This window comes from Paenibacillus oenotherae, from assembly GCF_019443105.1.
Classification (GTDB): domain Bacteria; phylum Bacillota; class Bacilli; order Paenibacillales; family Paenibacillaceae; genus Paenibacillus_Z; species Paenibacillus_Z oenotherae.
This window is the reverse complement of sequence record NZ_JAHZIJ010000081.1, coordinates 1-643: the sequence shown is the minus strand read 5'-3', so window position 1 is coordinate 643 and position 643 is coordinate 1. Positions and strand designations below refer to the sequence as shown.

The following is a 643-nucleotide window of genomic DNA, read 5'->3' as shown; positions in this document are numbered from 1 at the left end:
GTTTCCCCATTCGGACATCCCCGGATCAAAGCCTGCTTACGGCTCCCCGAGGCATTTCGCTGTTCGCCGCGTCCTTCATCGACTCCTGGCGCCTAGGCATCCTCCGTGCGCTCTTAGTAGCTTAACCATAAGCTCCGGTTCTTCGATTGAGACTCCGTTGTAGAAACGTTTCTTGAACACTAAATGATTAGCGGTAGAAACATGTCTACAAAAGTCGCTTCAATTCGAACAACCTTCGCCTTGCAGTCGAAACTGCGTGGTATAAACTCAGCTAAAGGATGTTTCTATGTTACGCAATTTTCGTATCCAGTTTTCAAGGTGCAAGATGCATTGCATCGTAATGCAATGGATGGTTTGTTTGGTGGAGCCAAGGAGGATCGAACTCCTGACCTCCTGCGTGCAAGGCAGGCGCTCTCCCAGCTGAGCTATAGCCCCAAGCAAATTCCATCAAAGCTGAACATATGGGGTTCAAGGTATTCGACAACTTGTATCTGATCTTCATCGAGATCAGGTATATCCTTAGAAAGGAGGTGATCCAGCCGCACCTTCCGATACGGCTACCTTGTTACGACTTCACCCCAATCATCTACCCCACCTTCGGCGGCTGGCTCCTTGCGGTTACCCCACCGACTTCGGGTGTTGT

The 643-nt window shown here is 50.1% G+C and carries 1 tRNA gene and 2 rRNA genes; all 3 read right to left on the bottom strand.

Features of this window, described 5'->3' with window-relative positions:
• Positions 1 to 127 (bottom strand): 23S ribosomal RNA (locus tag K0T92_RS24660); the annotation flags it as partial.
• 232 nt (positions 128 to 359) lie between these two features.
• Positions 360 to 435, bottom strand: a tRNA-Ala gene (locus K0T92_RS24655).
• Positions 436 to 523: 88 nt separating this feature from the next.
• A 16S ribosomal RNA gene (locus K0T92_RS24650) occupies positions 524 to 643 on the bottom strand; the annotation flags it as partial.